The 3,803-nt window shown below is 62.1% G+C and carries 2 protein-coding genes and 1 tRNA gene; all 3 read right to left on the bottom strand.

The window, feature by feature from the left end; translation table 11 throughout:
- The coding region (locus Q8O80_RS21050) for a DUF6538 domain-containing protein (protein WP_305583029.1) at positions 1–1,399 on the bottom strand (1,399 nt) is incomplete at its 3' end.
- A 108-nt stretch (positions 1,400–1,507) separates the two neighbouring features.
- Positions 1,508–1,581: transfer RNA gene (locus tag Q8O80_RS21045), tRNA-Gln, on the bottom strand.
- 480 nt (positions 1,582–2,061) lie between these two features.
- Positions 2,062–3,803 (bottom strand): L-glutamate gamma-semialdehyde dehydrogenase (locus Q8O80_RS21040; RefSeq protein WP_305583027.1); only part of this gene is annotated, 1,742 nt, incomplete at its 5' end.

Genomic DNA, 3,803 nt, shown 5'->3' with positions numbered 1-3,803 from the left:
GCGCGCCCGAATAGGCACTGATGAGTGGACACCAGTAGAGCCCATCCCAGACGATATGATTTCCAGGAATGTGCCTCCGTGCCGCAGAAAGACAACCCGTCCAGATCGTGTACTTAAACAGGCTCTCGACGTCGGAGGTCGAGTAGGCGGGGCGTTTTTCGTTTGCCTTGCCTGTCTTCTTCATTCGAAAGCCGCTGATCTCGAGCTGCGGAAGCCCCTCAAGGCCTGCCATGCGCGCCTGCCGCATGAGCTTATTCAGGTATGACAGGTTCCTATTCACCGTTGGTGCTTTCAGCCCCACCTTCGTCTTCGGGAGAGAGCGGCCCTTGATGAGAAGTTCTTCCACACTCATCCCTTGTTCGGCGACAGAACGCCCCCGCACTTTCGGCAGCATGGCCATGACGTCAACGAATTTTCTGATGTCTGCCTGATGCAGTGTCTGGAACGTAGCTTTTCCCGTTATCGCAAGAAAAAGGGTGAACACCTGAAGCTTCTGGCGGGCGGTCGATGCCCTGATGATCTTTTTGTCAACGTCGAATGATGCAGCGGCTTCAGCGAATGACATGATGTCATCATGAGCTTGAACAGGAGCTTCAGGCGCTTGTGGGCGGCACGCATTTTCAACATCAGCCTTCGAAGCTGTTGGCCTGATGAAATCTGGTGCAACAGAAGTCGCTTCAAGTGCCACATCGCGATCCGCAGGCAGTTCGCTTGCATGCGGCGTTTTCACAGGATCGCTGAAACGGGACGCAAGAATAATCAGGTCGTCCAGTGATTTGGGAGTGGCACCGAACTTAGCGGCCGTCGCCGCGCCCGCCGCCGCGTAAGCCTCCAGCGTCGCAGACCTAGCCTCTGCGACATCGAGAGGCGAGGGGTCGCGGATGGACAGCATCTCGGCAAGCTCGGATTGCAGGCGCTTGGCCCGGACGACGGACCAGTAGTCGAGCCGGTACATTTCCAACATTGCCTGCGCCCGTTGAATCACTTCCACGCCGAGCTCGCCATCTATGGCACCGGGAAAGTCGCACAGCTGCGCCGATCGCCCATGATGGGCCAGCAGAGACATCGCGATCGTGGCCGCGCGCGTGGCATCTATCTCATCCTTCCAAGGGCTTTTCAGGTCGCGGCCCAAGTGATGCACGGCGCTCAACTTAGCGCTGTGCTCAGCAAATTTTTGCCTTGCGAATGTGTCGACTTGCTCCGGCGTCATCTTACCCTCACGCAATACTGCAAACGCGCGATCTGTCTCGATCGTCAGCATGGAGGATAGTCCGCGCGCCACGCGCAGGTCTTTAGTACAAAGGCTGAATTCCACGGACATTTTGCAGGGGCTTGGCAGGCGGCGGCGCCAGTAGAATGTGGTGCCCCGCAGGATGCAGAACGGCAGTTTGGTACCCATGCAGATCTCTTTTCGAGTCGGCGTGTGTGGGACCTTGTGTGGAAGTGTGTGTGAAAGATTCACACACCACACAAATTTCTCTGCAAAATCAGTAACTTACGGGATATTTGGCTGGGGAACCTGGATTCGAACCAAGATCGACGGAGTCAGAGTCCGCTGTTCTACCATTGAACTATTCCCCAGCAGGCCGGTAGCCGGCTGGCGTGGGAGATGGTGATCTCCGACGCGGGGTCTGCATAGACAATGCCGAATGCAATTGCAAGCGCCTGCGCGCCGATTGCGGCGGCCAAAGCACAGCAATTGTGAAGCACTCAAATACCACCTGCATCCATGCGGACGTGGTGGCCCTGCAGACCGATACCTCGTCCGATGGAGAACACCACGCCCCCCCCGTCAAAAATTGTCTCGTGACTGACGCTGAGGCAGGACACCGCGTGGATCTCGATGCCCCCGCCGTGGCCGGTGCGGTGCAGGATATTGGGACCATAGCAGGCGGCAGTGGCGACGCTTCGGGCAGCCTGTCGGCGGCGCTGACAGGGCCCGGGGTGCCACTGATGCGGCCTCCAACGCAAGAAGCGCTAGCGCGAAACTCCCCCGCACTGGCGTGATAGCCGGAGCGGGACATGTCGTTGCAATAGCTGTCAGGCAGCCGGGTTGCCCGCCTAGCCCGCCAGGGCCATCAGGCTGGCATTGCCACCGGCGGCGGTGGTGTCGATGCAGACATGGCGTTCAACCAGCAGGCGGCTGGAATCGTCGGCAGAAGTCAGCAGCGGGATGATCGGGCCATCGCGTTCGCTCAGGGCGATGCGGACGGCGCGCAGGGTGGCCTCGTCGGCAAAGCAGGCGACGGCGTCGAAACTGTCGCTGCTGCGCAGCACATCGAGGTCGAGCTCGGCCAGCAGGGCCGTATTGCCCAGACTGGCGCAGATAACGGCCTGGGCCTGCTGCTGGGCCGTGGTGGGTCCGAGGCAGAGCACGCGGCCGCGGGGCGCCGAGTGCATGATATTGCTCTCCCCGGTGGGGCCAGGCAGCACCGTGGGAGCGCTGTCCGTGGGACCGGGCGCGGTGGTGAAGCGCGGCACATAGTGCGGCCCACCGGCCTTGGGACCGGTGCCGGAAAGCCCTTCGCCGCCAAAAGGCTGCGAGCCGACAGCGGCGCCGATCTGATTGCGGTTGATATAGATATTGCCGGCGCGGATGGCGCGCGAGACGGCGGCGACGCGCGAGGAGATGCGGGTGTGCATGCCAAAGGTCAGGCCATAGCCCGAGGCATTGATGTCGGCGATGACGGCGTCGATCTGGTCGGCCTTGAAAAGGGCGATGTGCAGCACCGGGCCAAAGATTTCCTCGGTGAGATCGGCAATGCCGTTCACCTTGAGCACGGTGGGGGCGACATAGGTGCCGCCTGTGGGTGCCTTCAGCTGATGGATCAGTTTGCCGGCCTTGGCGTAACTGTCGATATGGGCCTGGATTTTGGTGCGCGCAGCCTCGTCGATGACGGGGCCGACATCATGGGCCAGGGTCCAGGGGTCGCCCAGTGCCAGTTCATCCATGGCGCCCTTGAGCATCTCGATAGTGCGCTCGGCAGCATCTTCCTGCAGGTAGAGAATGCGCAGGGCCGAGCAGCGCTGACCGGCCGATTGGAAGGCCGAGGTGATGATGTCACGCACCGCCTGCTCGGGCAGCGCGGTGGAATCAACGATCATCGCATTGAGGCCGCCGGTTTCCGCCACAAGCGGCGCGGTGGGGGCCAGATGGGTGGCCATGGTGTGATCAATGCGGCGTGCGGTGGGCAGCGAGCCGGTGAAGACCACGCCGGCAATAGCCGGGTTTGCGGTGAGCGCAGTGCCGACCTCCCCGCCGCCGGGGAGCAATTGCAGGGCGTCAGCCGGGATGCGGGCTTCGTGCAGGAGCTGGATGGCGCGAAACGCGATGAGCGGGGTTTGTGGCGCCGGCTTGGCCAGCACCGGATTGCCAGCGACCAGTGCGCCGGCAATCTGGCCGGTGAAAATGGCCAGCGGGAAATTCCACGGCGAAATGGCCGCGATGGGACCGAGCGGGGAGGCAAGCGGGAGCCGTTCGGCCTGATCGGCATAATAGCGCAGGAAATCGACGGCTTCGCGGACTTCGGCAATGGCGTCAGACCAGGATTTGCCGGCCTCGCGGGCCAAAAGGGCGAAAAGTTCGGCGCTGCGGGCTTCATAAAGGTCAGCGGCGGCGCGTAGGGAGGCGGTGCGCATGCCCACCGGAGTTTGCCCCCAGTTGGAGGCTGCTGCAGCGGCAATGGCGGCGGTGACGTCATCCGTGCTGGCATCGGTGACGCTGCCGACGATATCATTGTGTCGGGCGGGGTTGCGCATTTCCGTGACCGGCCCGGCGTATCCTTTCGCGGCCTTCCCCTGGT

This window comes from Devosia sp., assembly GCF_030689745.1.
Lineage (GTDB): Bacteria > Pseudomonadota > Alphaproteobacteria > Rhizobiales > Devosiaceae > Devosia > Devosia alba.
Note: the sequence above shows the minus strand (reverse complement) of the source record. Positions and strands in the feature narration are given on the sequence as shown.